The following is a 20,611-nucleotide window of genomic DNA, read 5'->3' as shown; positions in this document are numbered from 1 at the left end:
CCGACACCCGGTCGCGGGTGTCGGCCCCCGAGACCGATCAGACGCTGCCGCAGTTGGTCAGCTTGGTGGTGTCCAGCTCGGGCGCGGCCTTGCCGCTCTTGCCCAGGGTGGCGTCCCAGGCGGCCTTGTAGGTGCCGTCCGAGGCAGCGGTCTTCAGGATCTCGTTGACCTTCTCGCAGCCGTCCTTGTCGTCCTTCTTCAGGCCGATGCCGTAGGGCTCGCTGGAGAAGGTCTTGCCGACGACCTTGAACTTGCCGGCGTACTGGGACTGCGCGGCATAGCCGGCGAGGATGATGTCATCGGTGGTGATGGCGTCGACCTGGCCGTTCTCCAACAGCGGCAGACACTTCGAGTACGAGTCGAACAGCTGCAGCTTGGCCTTCGGGTAATCGCTCTGGATCCGCTTGGCGGGGGTGGACGCCGAGACCGAGCAGACCTTCTTGCCGTCGAGACCCTCCGGACCGGCGACAGCCGAGTCGGCCTTGACCAGCAGGTCCTGGCCGGCGATGAAGTACGGGCCGGCGAAGTTGACCTTCTGCTTGCGCTCGTCGTTGATGGTGTAGGTCGCCACCACCAGGTCGACGGTGCCCTGCTGGATGAACGGCTCCCGGTTGGAGGAGACCGTCGTCTTCCACTCGATGTTGTTGGCGTCGACGCCGAGGCCCTTGGCCACGATCTTGCCGATCTCGATGTCGAAGCCCTCGTACTGGCTGCCGGTCTGCAGACCCAGGCCCGGCTGGTCGGCCTTGACGCCGATCACGAGCTTCTTCTGCTTCTCCGCCTTGCCGACGATGCCCTTGGCGCCCGAGCTGCCGGTGCTGCCACCTTCGTCTCCGCCACAGGCGGTCATGGTGACGGCCAGAGCCGCGACCGCGGCGACTGCCGCAACGCGCGTCATACGCATACTCTTCTCCTTCTTCGACGGAGCCCGCCCTTGTGCGGCGCGCTCCACTACGGACGCCTAGTGCGTGAGGATCTTGGAGAGGAAGTCCTTGGCCCGGTCGCTGCGCGGGTTCGCGAAGAACTCCGCGGGCGGGGCATCCTCGACCAGTTGACCGTCGGCCATGAAGATGACCCGGTTGGCGGCGTGCCGGGCGAAGCCCATCTCGTGGGTGACCACGACCATGGTCATGCCGTCGCGGGCCAGCGAGGTCATCACGTCGAGCACCTCGCCGACCATCTCCGGGTCCAGGGCGCTGGTGGGCTCGTCGAACAGCATCGCCTTGGGCTGCATGGCCAGGGCGCGGGCGATCGCCACCCGCTGCTGCTGGCCGCCGGAGAGCTGGGCCGGGAACTTGTCCGCCTGGTTGGCGATGCCGACCCGGTCGAGCAGGGCCAGTCCGCGTTCGCGGGCCGCGGCGGGCTTCTCCTTGCGGACCTTGATCGGCCCGAGGGTGACGTTCTCCAGGATGGTCTTGTGAGCGAAGAGGTTGAAGGACTGGAAGACCATGCCCACCTCGCTGCGCAGCCGGGCGAGGGGCTTGCCCTCGGCCGGGAGCGGCTGACCGTCGAAGGTGATGGTGCCCGAGTTGATCGGTTCCAGTCGGTTGATGGCACGGCACAGCGTCGACTTGCCGGAGCCGGACGGGCCGATCACCACGACCACCTCGCCCCGATCCACCGAAAGCGAGACGTCGTCCAGTACGTGCAGCGGCCCGAACCACTTGTTGACCGCGTCCAGCACGATGAGCGGTTGGCCCGTCGTCACGTCCTCCACCGTCCCTGTCGTCTCCCCGGATCGGGTCGGTCGACCCCCGGTTGGGCAACTGTAGGCGGCGTGATGTGGCCGAACGCAACCCAGTTGGTCACGGAGCGGTAACACCGGTCACGATCGTTGTCGGGGGTCCGATTTCGGTCATCGCGCGGCCCGCAACTGTGGCGGCGGCACCCGATCCCCGCGACGATGGAGGCATGACCGAACCGGTACGCCTGACGAAGTATGCCCGCGGCGGTGGCTGCGCCTGCAAGATTCCGCCCGGCGAGCTGGAGGTCATGGTGGCCGGTCTCGGCCCGGCCAGCGGCACCGCGGAACTGCTGGTCGGCCTGGACCACGGCGACGACGCCGCGGTGGTCCGCCTGGACGAGCGCACGGGCCTGGTCAGCACCGCGGACTTCTTCACCCCGGTCGTCGACGACGCCTACGACTGGGGGCGCATCGCCGCGGCCAACGCGTTGTCCGACGTGTACGCGATGGGCGGCACCCCGCTGGTGGCGCTCAACCTGCTCTGCTGGCCACGGGACGTGTTGCCGCTGGAGTTGGCGCGGGAGGTGCTGCGCGGCGGCCAGGACGTGGCCCGGGAGGCGGGTTGTCACCTGGCCGGTGGGCACAGCGTGGACGACGACGGTCCGAAGTACGGTCTCGCGGTCACCGGCACCGTACGGCCCGAGGAACTGATCACTCTGGACGCCGGTCGGGCCGGGATTCCGCTGTCGCTGACCAAGCCGCTCGGCGTGGGCGTGCTCAACACCCGACACAAGGCCACCGGTGAGAGCTTCCCGGAGGCGGTCGCCACGATGAGCGCGCTGAACGCCGGCGCCGCACGGGCAGCGGTCGCCGCCGGCATCCGGTGCGGCACCGACGTGACCGGGTTCGGTCTGCTCGGGCACGCCTCGAAGCTGGCCCGCGCCAGCCGGCTGACGGTGGCCATCGACACGGCCCGGGTGCCGTACCTGGCGGGCGCGCGGGAGGCGCTGCGCGACGGGTACGTCAGCGGCGGCAGCCGACGCAACCTGGAGTGGGTCACCCCGTGGACGGACTTCGGTGCGGCCGACGAGGACGAGCGCCTGCTGCTGGCCGACGCGCAGACATCCGGCGGTCTGCTGGTCGCCGGTGAGCTGCCGGGCGCACCCGTGGTGGGTGAACTGTTGCCGCGCGGAGAGCACCTGGTCGTCCTGCGCTGACGGACGCGGCCGGTTGTCGCGGGGACACGCCCTCCGGGTGGTTCGGCTGGCGCACGATACCCGATAAACTGTCACCTTCCCGCTACTCCGAGCAATGCCGCTCAGGGAAATTTTGCCCGGAATGGTCACAGACCGGTAACTTGCCCCCGGCTGGGGTCAAATGCCCCCCACCATCGTCAGTAAGGCCCGATTCGGAGGCCGGTGGGACGAACGCAGCGAGGAGGCGGAATGACCGAGCTGTGGAACTGGAGAATCGACCGGGTACGACCCGTTGAGGTCTACCCGGCGCTGGCCGAGGCGCTCGGTCGGGTGGTGATGCCGCTGGCAGCGGCGGACCCGGCGCGACTGCCGGCGTACGCGGTGGTGTGTGACGTCTGGCAGGCGCCGGGCGAGTTTCCGACGGTGATCGACTGCTACGGGGTGCCCGAGCGGCTCTCCGAGCACGCCAGCATCGCCGCGTTGGCCCGGCTGCTGGGCCGCGACTGCCTGTTGCGGGACGACACGCTCGACGCCACCCGGCATCTGCTCGTCGCACCGGACGGCACGGTCCGCCCGGTGCACTTCGACGTCCGGGACACCGACGACGGCGAGGTGCTCAGCAAGCAGCGGCTCTGCTCGCTGGGTGACCCGGGCTGCCGGGGCTGGTCGCAGTGTCACCGCTCCCGCTGGGCGCCCGACACCGTCGCACCGGTCCTCGCCGCGGCCTGACCCGCCACCGACGGGCCGGCCGCGCACGCCGAGCCGGCCGGGTCGCTCAAGCCCGACCGGCCGGGTCGCTCAAGCCCGACGGGCCGGCCGGTCCTGCCGAGCCGGCCGGGGTCGCTCGAGCCGAGCCGGCTGGATGGTGGCGAGCCATCCGGCCGGGCCGGGTGCGTCGGGACGTCAGGCGTGTCCGGTGGCGGCGGTGGCCGGTCGATCGGCAGTGCCCGATCCCCGCACGACCAGGTGGTCGAGCAGGGTGCGGGTGGCTTCGGTCACCGCGGCCACCGCGGCCTCGAACGCGGCGGCGTTGTGCGCGGCGGGCGCCCGGAAGCCCGAGATCTTCCGGACGTACTGCAACGCCGCCGCCTCGATGTCCGCGTCGGTCACCTGCGGGGTGAACGGCTCCCGCAGCGTCTTGATGCTTCGGCACATGTCGGGTGCTCCTCGTTCGGGTGATCCGGTCGACCCGGATACGCTGTCCTGGTCATGACTACCGCAGCGGCGGGCAGCCCGCGCACCTACCAGGTGCGCACCTACGGCTGCCAGATGAACGTGCACGACTCCGAGCGCATCTCCGGCCTGCTCGAACAGGCCGGCTACGTGCGTGCGCCCCAGGCCGACGACACCCCGGACATCGTCGTCTTCAACACCTGTGCGGTGCGGGAGAACGCCGACAACCGCCTCTACGGCAACCTCGGTCATCTGCGCCCCGTGAAGGACAAGCACCCGGGCATGCAGATCGCCGTCGGTGGTTGCCTGGCGCAGAAGGACCGCGGCGAGATCGTCCGCAAGGCGCCCTGGGTGGACGTCGTCTTCGGCACGCACAACATCGGCGCGCTGCCGGTGCTGCTGGAGCGGGCCCGGCACAACGCCGCCGCCGAGGTGGAGATCCTGGAGTCGCTGGACGTCTTCCCGTCCACGCTGCCGACCCGCCGCGAGTCCACGTACGCCGGCTGGGTCTCGATCTCGGTGGGCTGCAACAACACCTGCACGTTCTGCATCGTGCCCTCCCTGCGCGGCAAGGAGAAGGACCGCCGCCCGGGGGACATCCTCTCCGAGGTGCGCGCCCTGGTCGACGAGGGTGTGCTGGAGGTGACCCTGCTCGGGCAGAACGTCAACTCCTACGGTGTCGAGTTCGGTGACCGGTACGCGTTCGGCAAGCTGCTGCGCGCCACAGGTGAGATCGACGGCCTGGAGCGGGTCCGGTTCACCAGCCCGCACCCGAAGGACTTCACCGACGACGTGATCGCCGCGATGGCCGAGACCCCGAACGTGTGCCACTCGCTGCACATGCCGTTGCAGTCCGGCTCCGACGACGTGCTCAAGGCGATGCGCCGGTCGTACCGCTCCGAGCGGTACCTGGGGATCATCGAGAAGGTCCGGGCGGCGATGCCGGACGCGGCGATCACCACCGACATCATCGTGGGCTTCCCCGGCGAGACCGAGGCCGACTTCCAGCGCACGCTGGACGTGGTGCGCGAGGCCCGCTTCTCGTCGGCCTTCACCTTCCAGTACTCCAAGCGCCCCGGCACCCCCGCCGCGACGATGGACGGCCAGCTGCCCAAGCAGGTCGTGCAGGAGCGCTACGAGCGGCTGATCTCCTGCGTCGAGGAGATCAGCTGGGCGGAGAACAAGCGCCTCGTGGGGGAGACCGTCGAGGTGCTGGTAGCAGTCGGCGAGGGCCGCAAGGACGAGCGGACCGGGCGGCTGTCCGGCCGGGCCCGCGACGGCCGGCTCGTGCACTTCGACGCGGGCAGCTTCGCCGGGTCGATCCGGCCCGGCGACATCGTGCACACCGAGATCACGTACGCCGCGCCGCACCACCTCAACGCCGACGGCGCGCCCCTGTCGCACCGCCGGACCCGGGCCGGTGACGCCGCCGAGGCCGGCCGCTCCCCGCGTACCCCCGGCGTGTTGCTTCCACTGCCCACGGTCGGTGCCCCGGCGGTCGCGCCCGCGCCCACCGGCGGCTGCGCCGCGCACTGACGCAGGTCGGGGCCCGCCGGCACGGCGGACCCCGACCGACCCACGGTCAGACCGTGATGCGACCGGCGCCGGCGCCGCCCGTCACGATGGACTTGACGTTGCTCGCGGTGTCCAGTTGGTACGAGTACGGGATGCTGGCGACGCTGCCGCCGGTCTGCCCGGCGGGCGAGTTGACGAAGTGGTTGTTGCGGGCCACCAGCCGGCCCGGCCCGGAGTCGGCCTCGCCGAGGTGGTACGTGTCGGGGACGTTCTCGAAGTAGTTGCCCTCGACGAGCACGCCCGCGTTCTCCGTGGAGGCCACGCCGTAGCCGGTGTTGGCCCGGTAGTAGTTGTTGTAGACGTGCACCGGGTTGCCGAAGCGCACCCGAGGGTTGCGCTGCTTGCTGCCGTCGAACCAGTTGTGGTGGTACGTCACCCGCAGGTGCCCGGTGTCCTGCGCGCCGTTGTCGTCGCTGTGGCCGAGCAACATGGTCTTGTCGTGGTTGAAGACCCGGTTCCACGACACGGTGACGAAGTCCGAGCCGCGCTTGATGTCGACCGCGCCGTCGTACCCGTTGCTGAAGGTGTTGTGGTCGATCCAGATGTTGGTCGCCGACTCCTGCACGTTGATCGCGTCGTCGTTCCAGTCCCGGAAGGTCAGGTTCCGGATGATGACGTTGCGGTCACCGCTGACGTTGAGTCCGCAGCCGACGATCGTCGCGCCGGAGTTGCCGAGGATGGTCTTGTTGGACCGGACCCGCAGCATGCCCGAGCAGGAGATGGTGCCGGACACCCGGATCACCGCCGAACCGGTCGCGTTCAGCGCGCTGGTCAGCGCCGAGGCGTTCGTGACGGTGGTCGCCGGCGCACCTCCACCGCCGGTGGTGCCGCCGTTCTGGGTTGCCCACCCGACCAGGCCGGTCGGCGGCGGAACGCTCGGCGGCGGATCGCTGGGGATGGGCGGCGTGGTGGGCGTGCCCGGGTTGGTCGGTGGGGCGGTGGTCGGTGTGGTGGTGGTCGGTGTGGTGGTGCCGCCCGTGCACGCCACGTTGTTCAGGGTGAAGCTGGTCGGCACCGGGTTGCTGGAGTTGTTCCAACTCGCGTTGAAGCCGAACGAGGCGCTGCCGTTGGTGGCCAGGTTGCCGTTGTAGTCGACGTTGGCGGCGGAGACCTGGCTGCCGCTCTGTGTGACGGTGGCGCCCCACGCCTGGCTGACCTGCTGGCCGGCCCCGTACGACCAGCCCAGCGTCCACCCGGATACCGGGTCGCCGAGGTTGGTGACCGTGACGTTGCCGGTGAACCCGCCCGGCCACTGGCTGGCGACCGAGTAGGCGACCTGGCAGCCGGCTGCCGCCTGGGCCGAGACGGCCGTCAGGAAACCGCCGGTGACCAGTGCGGCGGTGGCGGCGGCGGTGGTGGCGAGCAGCGTCATCCGACGCTGTGTTGTGCGCATGCTGCTTCCTTTCGATGAGGCGGACGGACCGTCGCGACGCCCATGCCCGTGGGCGGCTAGGTGATCCGGGATCAGGTCCCGGGTCCGCCGGTGCGTTTCGGTGCGGAGAAGCGGCTCCCGCGTTCGCGCCGGCCGCAGCGAAGGCAAGCGCTTTCCCGATGGAAGCATAGAAGAACCTGGATGTAAATGCTCCGTGCGGCCCTGGTCCGCCGCCCTACGGAGGGCTCGGAGTGCGCCTGCCCTGGCCTGGCCCGGCGTGCGCCCGGCTCTCGGCCCGGCCCGTCGTGCGCCCGGGCCGGGGTGGCCGACGCCCTCGGCGTGGGCGCCGGCCACCCCGGTGGCTCAACAGTTGGCGCCGTTGAGCTTCACGGTCGCCGGGGCGCTGGCCGTACCGTTGGCGGTGAAGCCCACGGTGACCGATGCCCCCGCCGCCAGGGACGGCGCGTGGCTGGGCGCGGCGGCCGTGACCGTCGTACCGGACTGGGTGACGGTGGCGTTCCAGCCACTGCCCAGCGTCACTCCGGACGGCCAGCTCCAGGTGGCGGTCCACGGGTTCACCGCGGCCGTACCGGTGTTCTTGACCGTCAACTCACCCTGGAAGCCGCCCTGCCAGGCGTTGACCTGCCGGTAGGTGGCCGTGCAGGCGCCCGGGGGCGCGCTCGTCGGCCCGCCGGTGGGGCCACCCGTGGGGCCGCCGGTCGGTCCTCCGGTGGGACCGCCGCCGCTCGGCGCGATCAGGTACGGCTGCAGGATCGCCTGCTTGGTGGTGTTGATGTTGGTCCAGTCGTCGAGCGCGATGCCGCCGGTGTCACCCGAGTTCGGGTTCCACGACCAGTAGGTGAACGACATCCCGGTCACACCGGTGCCCGTGTACGCCATCAACTTCTCCAGCCACACCCTGTCCTTCGGGTCGGCCAGGGTGCTGCCGAACTCGCCCATCATGATCGGGGCGATGTTCTGCTTGTAGAGGTAACCGAAGTACTTGTCCCAGATGGCCGGCATGTTCGCCGGGTAGTCCGGCGCGTCGAACCAGGTCTGCCGGTACACCGACGTGGCGTACTCGTGCGGCGAGTAGACCAGCCGGTTCGCCACGTTCAGGCGTACCGGGAACTGACCCGCCTTCGACAGGTTGCCGCCCCACCAACCGCAGTCCTCGTCGTTGCTCGGGTCGTTGTCCCAGACGTTGGAGAGGCCACCACTCGGGCAGCTCACCCCCTCCACGAAGATCAGCCAGTTGGGCTGGACACCGAGGATGGCGTTTCCGGCCCGCTCGGCGGCGAGCCGCCAGTCCCGGGTGGTGTCGCCACAGCCCCAGCACGCGCCGGTGGCCGCCGGGTTGGTGCCCTCCGCGTGCGGCTCGTTGTGCAGGTCCGCGCCGATCACCGTCGGATTGCCCGCGTACCGCTGGGCGAGCATCTTCCAGTCGTTGATCCAGGTCGCCTCGGAGACCGTCGACGTGTACCACAGCGGCGACTGCCCGGCCGACGTCGGCCGGTGCCGGTCCAGGATGATCCGCATCCCCTTGCTGCCGGCGTAGTCGATCACCTTGTCCAGGATCTGCAACGGCGACAGCCCGATCAGGTCCGGGTTGACGAAGTCGTTGATCCCGGTGGCCGTCGCGCCCGGCTTCAGCGCGTCGTTCGAGTACGGCACCCGCAACGTGTTGTAGCCCAACCGGGCCATCGTGTCGAGCTGCCCCCGCCACGGATTGCTCGACCACAGACCGTGGAAGGTCTTGTTGTCGGTCTCCATGCCGAACCAGTTGATGCCGGTCAACCGGACCGTCGCGCCGGTGCTGTCCACGATCTGGCTACCGTTCGTGTGCAGATAGCCGGTGCCGGTACCCGCGGCGGAAGCCGGGGTGGTGCTGACGGCGGCGGCGAGGAACACACCTGCCGCTGCGGTGGCGAGCGCGGTCAGCGCGCCGCCAAGAGCTTTACCACGGAACATTCGAGCTCCACTTCGGAGGCACGACGCCGTCGAGCGACGACGCCGGCGGGCGGCCGTCCGCACGTCACGGTCCCCTCGGGGTACGCGGACAGTGCGCGACGGCCCATGTCACGCGGACGGGAAACTCGCGGCAGCTCACCGGCCGATCCTCGACAGCGATGCTCGCCGTCGTCGCCCTCGGCCCGGTGGCCCTACCTGACTCCGTCGCTCATTCTCATCAGCCCACATCAATGCGTCAACTGCCCGCCGCCCCCGTTGGCTCCCGCGCGCCACCCTGCGGTCCTCTCGCCGCCTGCGGGGCGGCAAGATCCGCACAACATCAGGGATGTTGCTGGCTCCGGCGCGCCTGAAGCAGCAACTTCCCCGAAGTTGCGCGGATCTTGCCGCGGGGCGGCGCGGCGCGGGGCGGGGACTCCCGGACACGCGAGAGCCCCCGGTCCCTCTCGGGGGCCGGGGGCTCCTGCGACTGCGTCAGGTCAGCCGGCCTGCTCGGCGAGCTGGAGGAACTGCCGCTTGGAGGCGAGGGCCTGCTCGGCCTCCTTGATCCGGCGGGCGTCCCCGGCGCTCTGCGCCCGGGTCAGTCGCTCCTCGGCCTCCGCCACCTGGGCCCGCATCTGGGCGAGCAGCGGGTTGTCCTCCTTGGTGGTACGACGCCACGCCGAGTCCATCACCTCGCGGACCTTGTCGTCGATGACGCGCAGCCGGCGCTCCAGCCCGGCGGCGGCCTCGCGGGGCACCCGGCCGGCCTCGTGCCACTGGGCCTGGATGTCCCGCAGCTTGGCCTGGGCACCCTTCGGGTCGGCGTCGATGTCCAGGGCCTCGGCCTCGGCCAACAGGGCCTGCTTACGCTCCAGGTTGCCGCGCTGCTCGTTGTCCCGGGCGGAGAAGACCTCGCTGCGCCGGCTGAAGAAGGCGTCCTGCGCGGCCCGGAACCGTTCCCAGAGCTTCTGCTCGGCCTCCTTGGAGGCGCGGGGTGCGGCCTTCCACTGCGTCATCAACTCCTTGAGCTGGTTGGCCGTGGCCGCCCACTCGGTGGAGTCCTTGATCTTCTCGGCCTCGGCGACCAGCTCTTCCTTGACCGTCTGCGCCTGCTTGCGCTGCGAGTCCAGGGACGCGAAGTGGGCGCCTCGACGCCGGGTGAAGCCGTCCCGCGCGGCGGCGAACCGCTTCCACAGCTCACCGTCGGCCTTCTTGTCGACCCCGCGAATGGTCTTCCACTCGTCGAGGATCTCCTTGAGCCGGTCGCCGGCGGTCTTCCAGCCGGTGGACTCCGCGGCGAGCTTCTCGGCCTCCTCGACCAGGGCGGTCTTTCGGGCCAGGGCCTCACCCCGGGCGACGTCCCGGGCGGCGCGCGCCTCGGTCGCCTTCTCCTCGGCGAGGGTCGCCAGCTTGTCCAGTCGGGCGGCCAGGGCGTCGATGTCGCCGACGACGTGGGCCTCCGGCAGCGTGGCGCGGATCCGCCGGATCGTGCTCAACGAGTGCCCGGCGTCCGCCGCGCCCGAGTTGAGCCGCGCTTCGGTCAGGTCCACCTCGGTGACCAGGTCGGCGAAGCGGCGCGCGAAGTGCGCGAGGCCCTCCTCCGGCGCTCCTGCCTGCCAAGATCCGACCACCCGCTCGCCTTCGGCGGTCTTGACGTAAACGGTGCCGTCCGCGTCCACCCGTCCGAAGGCAGTCCAGTCGCTCATGTGCCCATCCTCGTTCTCCCGGCGTCGAGGGAGCAGTCCCCCGTCGCCGCCACGGCGCAGCCAAGTTACTTCCGGCATTGTCACAGGTCCGACCCGGTCCGCGTCGAGCGCCTATCGCCGACCGTGACCATACGGTGTCCTAGGGCCTGATTGACCGGATCGCCGCGGAGACGCACCGGGGATTCCCGCTACGGTGAACGGGTGCCACTGGTCGCCGCCGCCGTCTGCCCACATCCGCCCCTGCTCGTGCCCGAAGTGGCCGGTGCCGCCGCCAGGGAACTGGACGACCTGCGGGCCGCCTGTGACCTCGCCGTTCGCCGGCTGTTGGCCACGGCTCCGGACGCGGTGGTGCTGCTCGGCGTCGGCCCGGTGACCGGTCCGATCCAGTCCCCGGCGACCGGCTCTCTCCAGCCCTGGGGTGTGGACCTGGACGTGCCCCTGGTTCCCGGTCAACCGGACCGGGGCGCCGTGCTGCCGCTGAGTCTGACCATCGGCGCGTGGCTGCTGTCCCGGCACGCCCCGCTCGCACCCCTGACCGACGATCGGGCCACGCCCGCAGCGGTGACCGCCATGCAGGTGACCGCCGACGCCGGGCCGGCCGAGGTGGCCGCGCTCGCCGCGGAGGTCGCCACCGCCGGTGACCGGGTGGCGCTGCTGGTGCTCGGCGACGGGTCGGCCTGCCGGGGCCAGCAGGCGCCCGGGTACGACGACCAGCGCGCTCTCCCGTACGACATGGGGGTTGCCGCGGCCCTCGCCGAGGCGGACGTGGACGCCCTGCGCGACCTGGACCCGGGTGTGTCGGCGCAGTTGAAGGTCGCCGGCCGGGCGGCGTGGCAGGTGCTGGCCGACGCGGCCCGCGCCGGCGCCGGCGGGTGGCGCGGCGAGTTGCTGCACGAGTCGGCGCCCTACGGGGTGGCCTACTTCGTGGCGTCCTGGGAGCGGATGTGACGGTTGTCGCGGTGGTGGGGCCGACAGCGGCGGGCAAGTCGGCGTTGAGCATCGCGCTGGCGCACGCCCTCGACGGGGAGGTGGTCAACGCCGACTCGATGCAGCTCTACCGGGGCATGGACGTCGGCACCGCCAAGCTGACCGTCGCCGAGCGGGACGGGGTGCCGCACCACCTGCTCGACATCTGGGAGGTCAGCGAGCCGGCGAGCGTGGCCGAGTACCAGCGGCTGGCCCGCGCGGCGGTGGACGACATCCTGTCCCGGGGGCGGGTGCCGCTGCTGGTGGGTGGCTCCGGGCTGTACGTGCGGGCGGTGCTGGAACGGTTCGAGTTTCCCGGCACCGACGCGGCGCTGCGCGAGCGGCTGGAACGCGAGTTGGCCGAGACCGGGCCCGCGCCGCTGTACGCGCGGCTGCGCGCCGTCGATCCGGTGGCCGCCGAGGGCATCCTGCCGGGCAACGGGAGGCGGATCGTCCGTGCGCTGGAGGTGATCGAGCTGACGGGTGCGCCGTTCACCGCGTCGTTGCCGCAGCCGACCCCGTACTACCCGTCGGTGCAGCTCGGCGTCGACCTCGACACGGGGCTGCTGGATGAGCGGATCGCGCTGCGGGTGGACCGGATGTGGGCCGACGGCCTGGTCGACGAGACCCGTGAGCTGGTGGGTCGGGGTCTGGCCGAGGGGCGGACGGCGAGTCGCGCGCTCGGCTACCAGCAGGTGCTGCGCATGCTCGACGGCGAGCTGCCCGAAGAACAGGCACACGACGAGACAATCCGGGCCACCCGGCGTTTCGTCCGACGGCAGCGGTCCTGGTTCCGGCGCGACTCGCGCATCCAGTGGCTCGACTCGGCCGCGCCGGACCTGATCGAGGCCGCCCTGCACCTGGTGCCGGCTGCTGCGCGATGATGGGGTCGTGGAGTTCACCAAGGGGCACGGCACCGGCAACGACTTCGTCCTCCTGCCCGATCCGGACGGTCAGCTCGACCTGACCCCCGAGCTGGTCGCGGCGCTCTGCGACCGGCGTCGCGGCATCGGCGCGGACGGCGTCCTGCGGGTGGTCCGCGCGGCCAAGCACCCCGACGGCGCCGGCCAGGCCGGCGAGGCCGAGTGGTTCATGGACTACTGGAACGCGGACGGCTCGTTCGCCGAGATGTGCGGCAACGGCGCGCGCGTCTTCGTGCGCTACCTGCTCGACACCGGGCTCGCCACGCCCGCCGGCGCGGCGTTGCCGGTGGCCACCCGCGCCGGCGTCGTGCGCGCGCTGGTCGAGGGCGGCGCGGTGTCCGTCGAGATGCGCAGACCCCGGCTGTACGACGAGTCGAGCGCCACCCTGGGCGGTCTGACCCTGTCCGGCACGGTCGTGGACGTGGGCAACCCACACCTGGTGTGCGTCCTGCCGAGCGGCGTGGAGTTGCCCGCGCTGGATCTGACCGTCGCGCCTGGGTTCGATCCGACGGTCTTCCCGGCCGGCGTGAACGTCGAGTTCATCGCCGCGGGCGACCCGGTCGACGACACCGACGGGCACAGCCTCATGCGGGTGTACGAGCGCGGTAGCGCCGAAACCCTGTCCTGCGGCACCGGCGCCTGCGCGGTGGCCGCCGTGGCCCTGCGCGACGCCGGCCGGGACGCCGGTGTGGTGGCGGTGGACCTCCCCGGCGGCCGCCTGACAGTGACGGTCACCGAGGACTCGTGCTGGCTCTCCGGCCCCGCCGTCCTGGTGGCCACCGGCGAGGTCGACCTCCTCGCCCTGTCCGCTGCGGCTCAGCGCTGAGGCTGCTCGCCCCGGTCACGGCCCGCTGCTGAGGCTGCCCCCCTTCGGCTGAGGCTGTCTGCCGAGGGCGCCCGCTCATTGGCTGACGCCGGTCGTCGTGGGTCCTTTGCTCTGCTTCACTCCACGCAACACCTCGGTGTCCGGTTATCGGACGCCGAGGTGTTGCGTAGGTTGAAGCAGAGCAAAGGAAGCGAACCGACCCCCCGCTCGGGGTCGCCTCCCGACTTCCCCACCCTCTCGTCGCCGGCAGGTGCCCAGCAACCGGCAAGGCGCTCAGCAACCCGGCAACGCGGCGGGCGCCCGGCACCGCGGTGGGCAGCCGGCGAGGCGCCGGCCACCGGTCAGGGGGTGGCGCTGGCGCTCGCTGCGATTTCCGGGAGGTCGGCCGGGCCGGGGTCGGCGGCCGGGAGGGGGCTGGGGTTGTGCGCGGCCGCTCGGACGGCGGCGGCGACCGCCGGGGCCACCCGCGAGTCGAAGACACTCGGCACGATCACCGTCGGGTTGATCTTGTCTTCACCGACGACGTCGGCGATGGCCCGGGCGGCGGCGAGCGCCATCTCCTCGGTGAACTCCTCGGCGTGCGCGTCCAACATTCCACGGAACACGCCCGGGAAGGCGAGCACGTTGTTGATCTGGTTCGGCTGGTCGGAGCGGCCGGTGGCGACCACCGCGGCGTGCTTGCGCGCCTCCCGCGGGTCGACCTCCGGGTCCGGGTTGGCGAGCGCGAACACGATCGAGTCCTTCGCCATGCCGGCGATGTCGTCACCGCTGAGCAGGTTCGGCGCGCTGACCCCGATGAACACGTCGGCGCCCCGGATCGCCCCGGGCAGGTCACCCGAGTAGTTCTCCTTGTTGGTGTTCTCCGCCAGCCACTGCCACGCCGGGTTGAGGTCGGCCAGGCCGCGGTGCAGGGCGCCCTGGCGGTCGTACGCGATGATGTCGCCGACGCCCTGACGCAGCAGCAGCTTCATGATCGCGGTGCCCGCCGCGCCGGCGCCGGAGACGACCACCCGCACGTCCGTGAGCTGCTTGCCCACGACGCGCAGCGCGTTGGTCAGCGCGGCCAGCACGCAGATCGCGGTGCCGTGCTGGTCGTCGTGGAAGACCGGGATGTCCAGCGCCTCGCGCAGCCGGGCCTCGATCTCGAAGCAGCGCGGCGCGGCGATGTCCTCCAGGTTGATCCCGCCGTACGCGGGCGCGATCGCCTTGACGATCTGCACGATCTCGTCGGTGTCCTGGGTGTCCAGCACCACCGGCCAGGCGTCCACCCCGCCGAAGCGCTTGAACAGCGCCGCCTTGCCCTCCATCACCGGCAGCGACGCGGCCGGGCCCAGGTTGCCCAGGCCGAGGACCGCCGAGCCGTCGCTGACCACCGCGACGGTGTTGCGCTTGATGGTCAGCCGCCGGGCGTCCGCCGGGTTCTCGGCAATCGCCATGCAGACCCGGGCGACCCCCGGGGTGTACGCGCGGGACAGCTCGTCGCGGTTGCGGAGCGCGACCTTCGAGGTCACCTCGATCTTGCCGCCGAGGTGCAGGAGGAACGTCCGGTCCGACACCTTGCGCACGTCCACGCCGTCGAGCGCGGTCAGCGCCTCGACCACCTGGTCGGCGTGGTTCGCGTCGGCGGTGTCACAGGTGAGATCGACGATCACGTGGGTCGGGTCCGAGTCCACGACGTCCAGCGCCGTGACGATCGCCCCGGCCTCACCGACGGACGTGGTGAGCCGGCCGATCGAGGAGGCGTCCGCGGTCACGGCGATCCGGATGGTGATCGAAAATCCGGCGCTCGGCAGTCGGGTGATGGCCACGGGATCCCTCCGTCACGGCTGTGCGACCGGTCGGCCGCCGCCCGCATTTCTACCGGGTTGTCGCAGCCGACCAGCATTCGCCCCCACTTTTGGCGACCCCCGCCGTGGGCATATAGCAGGTGCGTTCGGCGTTGTGTCATGTCAGGATTACGTTCTACTTATCAAAACGGACAGGAGAACCGCTTGCGAGACCAGGAGAACTTCGTCCCCGTCGAGGACGAGTTCGACGATGTCACCACCGGCGATCTGGACCTGTCGGAGCGGCAGTCTCTCCGGCGCGTCCCAGGCCTCTCCACCGAGCTCACCGACGTCACCGAGGTCGAATACCGCCAGCTGCGGCTGGAGCGGGTCGTCCTGGTGGGCGTCTGGACCGAGGGCACGGTGACGGACGCGGAAAATTCCCTGACCGAGCTGGCCGCGCTCGCCGAGACCGCCGGCTCTCAGGTGCTCGAAGGATTGATCCAGCGTCGTACGCGACCCGACCCGGCCACGTACATCGGTCGCGGCAAGGTCGACGACCTCGGCGCGGTGGTGCTCGCCACCGGTGCCGACACGGTCATCTGCGACGGCGAGTTGTCCCCGTCGCAGCTGCGCAACCTCGAGCAGCGCACCAAGGTCAAGGTCGTCGACCGTACGGCGCTGATCCTCGACATCTTCGCCCAGCACGCCAAGAGCAAGGAAGGCAAGGCGCAGGTCGAGCTGGCGCAGCTCGAATACCTGCTGCCGCGGCTTCGCGGTTGGGGTGAGACGTTGTCCCGCCAGACCGGTGGTTCCGGTCGTGGCGGCGGCGCCGGCGGCGGTGTGGGTGTCCGTGGTCCCGGTGAGACCAAGCTGGAGACCGACCGGCGGCGCATCCGCCACCGCATCTCCCGGCTCCGCCGTGAGATCAAGAGCATGCGCACGGTGCGCGTCACCAAGCGTGCTCGTCGTACCCGCAACTCCGTGCCCGCCGTGGCCATCGCCGGCTACACCAACGCCGGCAAGTCCAGCCTGCTCAACCGTCTGACCGGTGCGGGCGTGCTGGTGGAGAACGCGCTCTTCGCCACGCTGGACCCGACCACCCGCAAGGCCACCGCCTCGGACGGGCGGCTCTACACCCTCTCCGACACGGTCGGCTTCGTGCGGCACCTGCCCCACCAGATCGTCGAGGCGTTCCGCTCGACGCTGGAGGAGGTCGCGGAGGCCGATCTGGTGGTGCACGTCGTCGACGGCACCCACCCGGATCCCGAGGAGCAGGTGCGGGCGGTGCACGAGGTGCTCGCCGAGGTCGGTGCCGACCGGCTCCCCGAGCTGCTGGTGGTCAACAAGACCGACGCCGCCGACGAGGACACGCTGCTGCGGCTCAAGCGCCTCTGGCCGGACGCGATCTTCGTTTCGGCGTACTCCGGTCGGGGCGTCGACGGGTTGCGCGCGGCGATCGAGGAGCGGCTGCCGCAGCCCGCGGTGGAGGTCCGGGCCGTCCTGCCGTACGACCGTGGTGATCTCGTGTCCCGGGTGCACCGGTCGGGCGAGGTGCTCAGCACGTCGCACCTGCCGGAGGGCACCCTGCTGCACGTGCGGGTCAGCGCGGCACTCGCTGCCGAGCTGGCGCCGTACGACGTTGCCCGGGAAGGCCAGGCGGTCGGCAGCCGCTCCTGAGCGGCCCCGGCGTCATCCATCGGAAACGCGCGGCATGCGACACTGGCCGAATGCGCCGCGTTGTTTCCTCGGTCACGGTTGCCCTCGGCCTGCTCGGGGCAACCGTGGCGCTGGCCGGAGTCGCCGTAGCCGCTCCCGCTCCCGGATCATCACAGCCGCCCGCAGCCACCCCCGGCAAGAAGCGCTGCTCGGTCACCGACGACCGTCTACGGGAGCTGTCCGGCCTGGTGGCGACCAAGACCGGTTACATCGTCATCAACGACGGCACCGACGTCGAGGGACGTAAGCGGATCTTCTTCCTCGACAGCAAGTGCAAGGTCGTCAAGGAGCCGGTCCGCTACTCGGGTCAGGGACCGTTCGACACCGAGGATCTCGCCGTGTCTCCGAAGGGCGACACCCTCTGGATCGGTGACATCGGCGACAACACCACCAGCAAGCAGCGGCGTACCCGGATCGCGGTCTGGACGATGCCGATCAACGGCAGCAAGCAGCCGGTGCTGCACCGGCTCTCGTACCCGGATAACAAGCCGCGCGACGCGGAGGCGCTGCTGGTGGGGGCCGACGGCCTGCCACTGATCATCACGAAGGTGGCGAGCGGTAACTCGGAGATCTTCACCGCGGCAGCGAAGCTGAAGAGCGGCGACACTCCGCCGGTGCCGATGAAGAAGGTCGGCGAGATCAAGCTGCCGAAGACCAGCACCGAGAATCCGTTGAGCGTCTACGGGCGGGCCGCGATCACCGGTGCCGCCCGATCGCCGGACGGCACCCGCGTCGTGATCCGGACGTACGCGGACGCCTTCGAGTACGACGTCACCGGCGACGACATCGCCGGAGCGCTCACCACCGGCAAGCCGCGGGTGACGCCCCTGGCCGACCCGTTCGGCGAGGCCATCTCCTACACGCCGGACGGCAAGACCTTCGTCACGGTCTCCGACGGCGGTCAACTCACCGCCGACGAGACGATCGACGTCCTGAGTTACACGCCGTCCACGAGCGCGGCGGCACCGCTCGCCGCGGCGGCGGGCACGAAGCCGGCGGCCGGGAAGTCCTGGATGGACGGGCTCAGCTTCGACGACATCACCTATCTGGTGGGCGCGGTCGGCGTACTCGGTCTGCTGCTCGTCGGCGCTGGCATCGTCGGCATCGTTCGGGCCCGCCGTCGCCCGCCCACGGCCGACGATGCGGCGGACGACCCGGACGACCGCAGCGGCACTCCCGGTGTCGACGGTGTTCCGCCGGGCGGTGGCCGTTCGAACGCGGGGGTGTACGGCGGCGCGGCGGCGGGTGGCGGGGTCTACGGGGGTGGGTCCGGTCGGGGCGGTCCCGCCCCTGCCGGCGGCGCCGTCTACGGCGGCGGTGGCGCGCGTCCAGCCGGCGCGGGTGGCGGGAGTGGCCGTCCTGCCGGCGGTGGAGGTGCACGTCCGGCTGGCGCGGGAGGCGGCGGTTACGGTGCGGCTCGGCCCGGCGGGGGCGGTGGCGGTGGCGCTCCGGCCGGAGGCGGCGTGTACGGCGCCGGCGGTAGCGGTGGTGGCCGTGCCGGTGGCGGTAGCGGTGGTGGTGGCCGTGCCGGTGGTAGTGGTAGTGGCGGTGGCCGTGCGGGTGGTGGCGGTGGCCGCGCCGGCGGTGCCGGTGGTGCCGGTGGTGGCGGTGGCCGCGCCGGGGGCACCGGTGGTCGGCCGGGCGGCGGTGTGTACGGCGGTGGTGGCCAGCCCAGCGGGGGTCGGGCGGAGCCGCCGCGGCGTGGTGGGCCGGAGCCGGACTACCGGGGCCAGCGGCCCAGCCGCCGGCATGAGGACGACGCGCCCGTCGACCCGTACGGCAAGTATCCCGGTGGCGGTCGTGGCCATCGGGGCGACCGCTACTGACGCGCTCAGCGCCATCCGGCCTGATCGCGACGGTCCCGCCGAGCCTGTCCGGTCAGCGGGCCGAACGGTCGGGCGATGCGGGTGAGCGCCGTCGGCGCCCACCCGCGCGGTCAGCCGCTCAGATCCGTCGGAGCACTGCCACGACCCGGCCCATGATGGTGGCGTCGTCGCCGGGGATCGGGTCGAAGGCCGGGTTCTGCGGCATCAGCCACACGTGCCCGTCGCGCCGACGGTAGGTCTTGACTGTCGCCTCGCCGTCGAGCATGGCGGCCACGATCTCGCCCGAGTCGGCGGTCGGCTGCTGCCGGACGACGACCCAGTCGCCGTCGCAGATCGCCGCGTCGAGCATCGAGTCGCCCTTGACCTGGAGCATGAACACCTCGCCCTCGCCCACCAGCTCGCGGGGGAGGGGGAAGATGTCCTCCACCGCCTGCTCGGCGAGGATCGGCCCACCGGCGGCGATCCGGCCGAGCATCGGCACGTACGCCGGTGTGGGTCGCTGGGCGCGGGACAGCTCGTCGTCGATGGCCTCGCTCGGGGCGCGGACGTCCACGGCGCGGGGACGGTTGGGGTCGCGGCGCAGGAAGCCCTTCTTCTCCAGCTCCTTGAGCTGGTAGGCGACGCTCGACGGTGACACCAGGCCGACCGCCTCGCCGATCTCCCGGACGCTCGGCGGGTAGCCGTGGCGCTCGACCCAGGTGCGGATGAACTCCAGGATGCGACGCTGGCGGGCGGTCAGGTCGACCGTCGCCGGGTCGGGGAAGGCGCTGACCACCGGCGTGACCGGACGCACGGCGGGCTGACCCGTCCGGCTGCGCGCGGTGGTGCGGCGTCGGGTGGCCGGCGGGCCCGCCTCGGTGATCTGCTGCGGGCTCTTCGGCCGGCTGGCCCGGTCCTCGGTCACGTCCGTCCTCCCTGGTCGGCGCTGGGTGCCTCGTCGGCTCGTGGTGCGTGCGGTTGTTCCTGACCGTATAGGTGAGATCGGTCATTTTCAAACATCTGTACGACCTCTCACCGGCGTGTCGGGGTGAAAAACCGCTCCGCCCGTACAGATGTTCTGATAAATGGTACGTCGGGTAGCACGCGTGTTCGATTGTCGGACGTTTCCCGTCTTCCTCGGGCTGTGCGGCCGGTAACTCGCGCGGGGTGTCCGCGTTGGTTCCGCGGGGGGCGGATGAAGCCGATGGTCCGTGACGCGCCGGACACGCCGGTCAACTTGACCCGGGTTCGTTGGCGACATACGGTCGACCCCTACATGTAGTAGTGACACGGGCGTAAGTTGCCCACAGGTTGGGTCCGACTACCGACCGCACTCCCGTAAGGTCGATCACGGCGGACGCCATGAGTGCAGGGCACCGTCGTGGTTCTCCGTGCTCGGGAGCATCCGGTGTGACGCGATTGATCATGAATTGGGGGTTAGCAAATGCGGTGTCCGTACTGCCGACACGCCGACTCCCGCGTGGTCGACTCGCGAGAGGCCGACGATGGCCAGCTCATCCGACGGCGGCGCTCGTGCCCGGAGTGCGGCAAACGGTTCACCACCGTCGAGGAGGCGGTCCTCGCGGTCGTCAAGCGCAGCGGGGTGACCGAGCCGTTCAGCCGTACGAAGATCATCGGCGGGGTGCGCAAGGCGTGCCAGGGCCGGCCGGTGGACGACGACTCCCTGGCGCTGCTCGCGCAGCGGGTGGAGGAGACCGTCCGGGCCAAGGGGGCCGCCGAGATCCCCAGTCACGAGGTGGGCCTGGCGATCCTGGGTCCGCTACGCGACCTGGACGAGATCGCCTACCTGCGGTTCGCCAGCGTCTACCGCTCCTTCGACTCGCTCGCCGACTTCGAGCGCGAGATCGAGACATTGCGGGCCGCGGCGCGAGCCCGGGAGCAGGACCGGGCCGATGCGGTCGAGGCCGCCGGCCGTACCAGCTGAGACTT

16 protein-coding genes and 1 pseudogene are annotated in these 20,611 nt (G+C 71.1%); 9 read left to right on the top strand and 8 right to left on the bottom strand.

Annotated elements, in window-relative coordinates; genetic code table 11:
• Nucleotides 1–37: 37 nt before the first annotated feature.
• Nucleotides 38–904 carry a glutamate ABC transporter substrate-binding protein gene (locus ABZV06_RS23290; protein WP_355624138.1) on the bottom strand — a complete coding sequence of 289 codons (867 nt, stop codon included), beginning with the start codon at nucleotides 902–904 and terminating at the stop codon, nucleotides 38–40.
• A gap of 57 nt (nucleotides 905–961) precedes the next feature.
• Entirely contained in the window at nucleotides 962–1,717 is a 756-nt protein-coding gene (locus ABZV06_RS23285) for an amino acid ABC transporter ATP-binding protein (protein ID WP_355624135.1), read from the bottom strand.
• Between the two features lie 194 nt (nucleotides 1,718–1,911).
• Here ABZV06_RS23285 and selD point away from each other — a divergent pair, with 194 nt between their 5' ends.
• A complete protein-coding gene (selD, locus tag ABZV06_RS23280) occupies nucleotides 1,912–2,901 on the top strand; it encodes a selenide, water dikinase SelD (RefSeq protein ID WP_355624132.1) in 990 nt (329 codons plus the stop codon).
• 228 nt (nucleotides 2,902–3,129) lie between these two features.
• The gene (locus tag ABZV06_RS23275) at nucleotides 3,130–3,609 is read left to right on the top strand and encodes a hypothetical protein (RefSeq protein ID WP_355234684.1); all 480 of its coding nucleotides are present in this window, start codon (nucleotides 3,130–3,132) and stop codon (nucleotides 3,607–3,609) included.
• A gap of 174 nt (nucleotides 3,610–3,783) precedes the next feature.
• Here ABZV06_RS23275 and ABZV06_RS23270 read toward each other — a convergent pair whose 3' ends face one another.
• The gene (locus tag ABZV06_RS23270; protein WP_355234681.1) at nucleotides 3,784–4,035 is read right to left on the bottom strand and encodes a DUF2277 family protein; all 252 of its coding nucleotides are present in this window, start codon (nucleotides 4,033–4,035) and stop codon (nucleotides 3,784–3,786) included.
• Between the two features lie 54 nt (nucleotides 4,036–4,089).
• Here ABZV06_RS23270 and miaB point away from each other — a divergent pair, with 54 nt between their 5' ends.
• Entirely contained in the window at nucleotides 4,090–5,589 is a 1,500-nt protein-coding gene (miaB, locus tag ABZV06_RS23265) for a tRNA (N6-isopentenyl adenosine(37)-C2)-methylthiotransferase MiaB (RefSeq protein ID WP_355624129.1), read from the top strand.
• A gap of 46 nt (nucleotides 5,590–5,635) precedes the next feature.
• Here the strand turns inward: miaB and ABZV06_RS23260 are convergent, their stop codons facing one another.
• The 3 genes from ABZV06_RS23260 to ABZV06_RS23250 form a co-directional block, all read right to left on the bottom strand.
• Nucleotides 5,636–7,021 (bottom strand): cellulose binding domain-containing protein, encoded by a 1,386-nt coding sequence (locus ABZV06_RS23260; RefSeq protein WP_355624126.1) that lies wholly within the window; start codon nucleotides 7,019–7,021, stop codon nucleotides 5,636–5,638.
• Nucleotides 7,022–7,363: 342 nt separating this feature from the next.
• Nucleotides 7,364–8,971, bottom strand: a complete 1,608-nt coding sequence (locus tag ABZV06_RS23255) for a cellulase family glycosylhydrolase (protein WP_355624123.1) — start codon at nucleotides 8,969–8,971, stop codon at nucleotides 7,364–7,366.
• Nucleotides 8,972–9,447: 476 nt separating this feature from the next.
• Entirely contained in the window at nucleotides 9,448–10,656 is a 1,209-nt protein-coding gene (locus ABZV06_RS23250) for a DUF349 domain-containing protein (protein WP_355234669.1), read from the bottom strand.
• Nucleotides 10,657–10,857: 201 nt separating this feature from the next.
• Here ABZV06_RS23250 and ABZV06_RS23245 point away from each other — a divergent pair, with 201 nt between their 5' ends.
• From ABZV06_RS23245 to dapF, 3 genes and pseudogenes are all read left to right on the top strand, one after another.
• Nucleotides 10,858–11,604: a hypothetical protein gene (locus ABZV06_RS23245; RefSeq protein ID WP_355234666.1), complete on the top strand. Its 747-nt coding sequence runs from the start codon at nucleotides 10,858–10,860 to the stop codon at nucleotides 11,602–11,604.
• Nucleotides 11,604–12,506 (top strand): annotated as a pseudogene (miaA, locus tag ABZV06_RS23240) (tRNA (adenosine(37)-N6)-dimethylallyltransferase MiaA); the annotation flags it as partial. The gene ABZV06_RS23245 and the pseudogene miaA, both read left to right, overlap by 1 nt.
• Nucleotides 12,507–12,513: 7 nt before the next feature.
• Nucleotides 12,514–13,371, top strand: a complete 858-nt coding sequence (gene dapF / locus ABZV06_RS23235; RefSeq protein ID WP_355624120.1) for a diaminopimelate epimerase — start codon at nucleotides 12,514–12,516, stop codon at nucleotides 13,369–13,371.
• 341 nt (nucleotides 13,372–13,712) lie between these two features.
• Here the strand turns inward: dapF and ABZV06_RS23230 are convergent, their stop codons facing one another.
• Nucleotides 13,713–15,179: an NAD-dependent malic enzyme gene (locus ABZV06_RS23230; RefSeq protein WP_355624117.1), complete on the bottom strand. Its 1,467-nt coding sequence runs from the start codon at nucleotides 15,177–15,179 to the stop codon at nucleotides 13,713–13,715.
• A 183-nt stretch (nucleotides 15,180–15,362) separates the two neighbouring features.
• On the opposite strand from ABZV06_RS23230, the gene hflX reads away from it, so the two are divergent.
• Together hflX and ABZV06_RS23220 are read left to right on the top strand one after the other, a co-directional pair.
• Nucleotides 15,363–16,817, top strand: coding sequence for a GTPase HflX (gene hflX, locus ABZV06_RS23225; protein WP_355624114.1), 1,455 nt, complete (start codon nucleotides 15,363–15,365; stop codon nucleotides 16,815–16,817).
• A gap of 50 nt (nucleotides 16,818–16,867) precedes the next feature.
• A complete protein-coding gene (locus tag ABZV06_RS23220) occupies nucleotides 16,868–18,682 on the top strand; it encodes a hypothetical protein (protein WP_355624111.1) in 1,815 nt (604 codons plus the stop codon).
• A gap of 118 nt (nucleotides 18,683–18,800) precedes the next feature.
• On the opposite strand, the gene lexA is transcribed toward ABZV06_RS23220, so the two are convergent.
• Nucleotides 18,801–19,586, bottom strand: a complete 786-nt coding sequence (gene lexA / locus ABZV06_RS23215; protein WP_355234652.1) for a transcriptional repressor LexA — start codon at nucleotides 19,584–19,586, stop codon at nucleotides 18,801–18,803.
• A gap of 519 nt (nucleotides 19,587–20,105) precedes the next feature.
• Here lexA and nrdR point away from each other — a divergent pair.
• Complete coding sequence (gene nrdR / locus ABZV06_RS23210; protein WP_355234649.1) at nucleotides 20,106–20,606, top strand: transcriptional regulator NrdR; 501 nt, start codon at nucleotides 20,106–20,108, stop codon at nucleotides 20,604–20,606.
• Nucleotides 20,607–20,611: the final 5 nt, after the last annotated feature.

This window comes from Micromonospora sp. NPDC005172, assembly GCF_040608555.1.
Classification (GTDB): Bacteria; Actinomycetota; Actinomycetes; order Mycobacteriales; family Micromonosporaceae; genus Micromonospora.
The sequence above is the reverse complement of the archived record's forward strand: the minus strand, read 5'-3'. Positions and strand labels throughout refer to the sequence as shown.

Bases quoted from the DNA above. Each gene is read 5' to 3' on its own strand.
- ABZV06_RS23290 (WP_355624138.1), bottom strand. From the start codon at position 904: ATGCGTATGACGCGCGTTGCGGCAGTCGCCGCGGTCGCGGCTCTGGCC.
- selD (WP_355624132.1), top strand. From the start codon at position 1,912: ATGACCGAACCGGTACGCCTGACGAAGTATGCCCGCGGCGGTGGCTGC.
- ABZV06_RS23275 (WP_355234684.1), top strand. From the start codon at position 3,130: ATGACCGAGCTGTGGAACTGGAGAATCGACCGGGTACGACCCGTTGAG.
- ABZV06_RS23270 (WP_355234681.1), bottom strand. From the start codon at position 4,035: ATGTGCCGAAGCATCAAGACGCTGCGGGAGCCGTTCACCCCGCAGGTG.
- miaB (WP_355624129.1), top strand. From the start codon at position 4,090: ATGACTACCGCAGCGGCGGGCAGCCCGCGCACCTACCAGGTGCGCACC.
- ABZV06_RS23260 (WP_355624126.1), bottom strand. From the start codon at position 7,021: ATGCGCACAACACAGCGTCGGATGACGCTGCTCGCCACCACCGCCGCC.
- ABZV06_RS23255 (WP_355624123.1), bottom strand. From the start codon at position 8,971: ATGTTCCGTGGTAAAGCTCTTGGCGGCGCGCTGACCGCGCTCGCCACC.
- ABZV06_RS23250 (WP_355234669.1), bottom strand. From the start codon at position 10,656: ATGAGCGACTGGACTGCCTTCGGACGGGTGGACGCGGACGGCACCGTT.
- ABZV06_RS23220 (WP_355624111.1), top strand. From the start codon at position 16,868: ATGCGCCGCGTTGTTTCCTCGGTCACGGTTGCCCTCGGCCTGCTCGGG.
- nrdR (WP_355234649.1), top strand. From the start codon at position 20,106: ATGCGGTGTCCGTACTGCCGACACGCCGACTCCCGCGTGGTCGACTCG.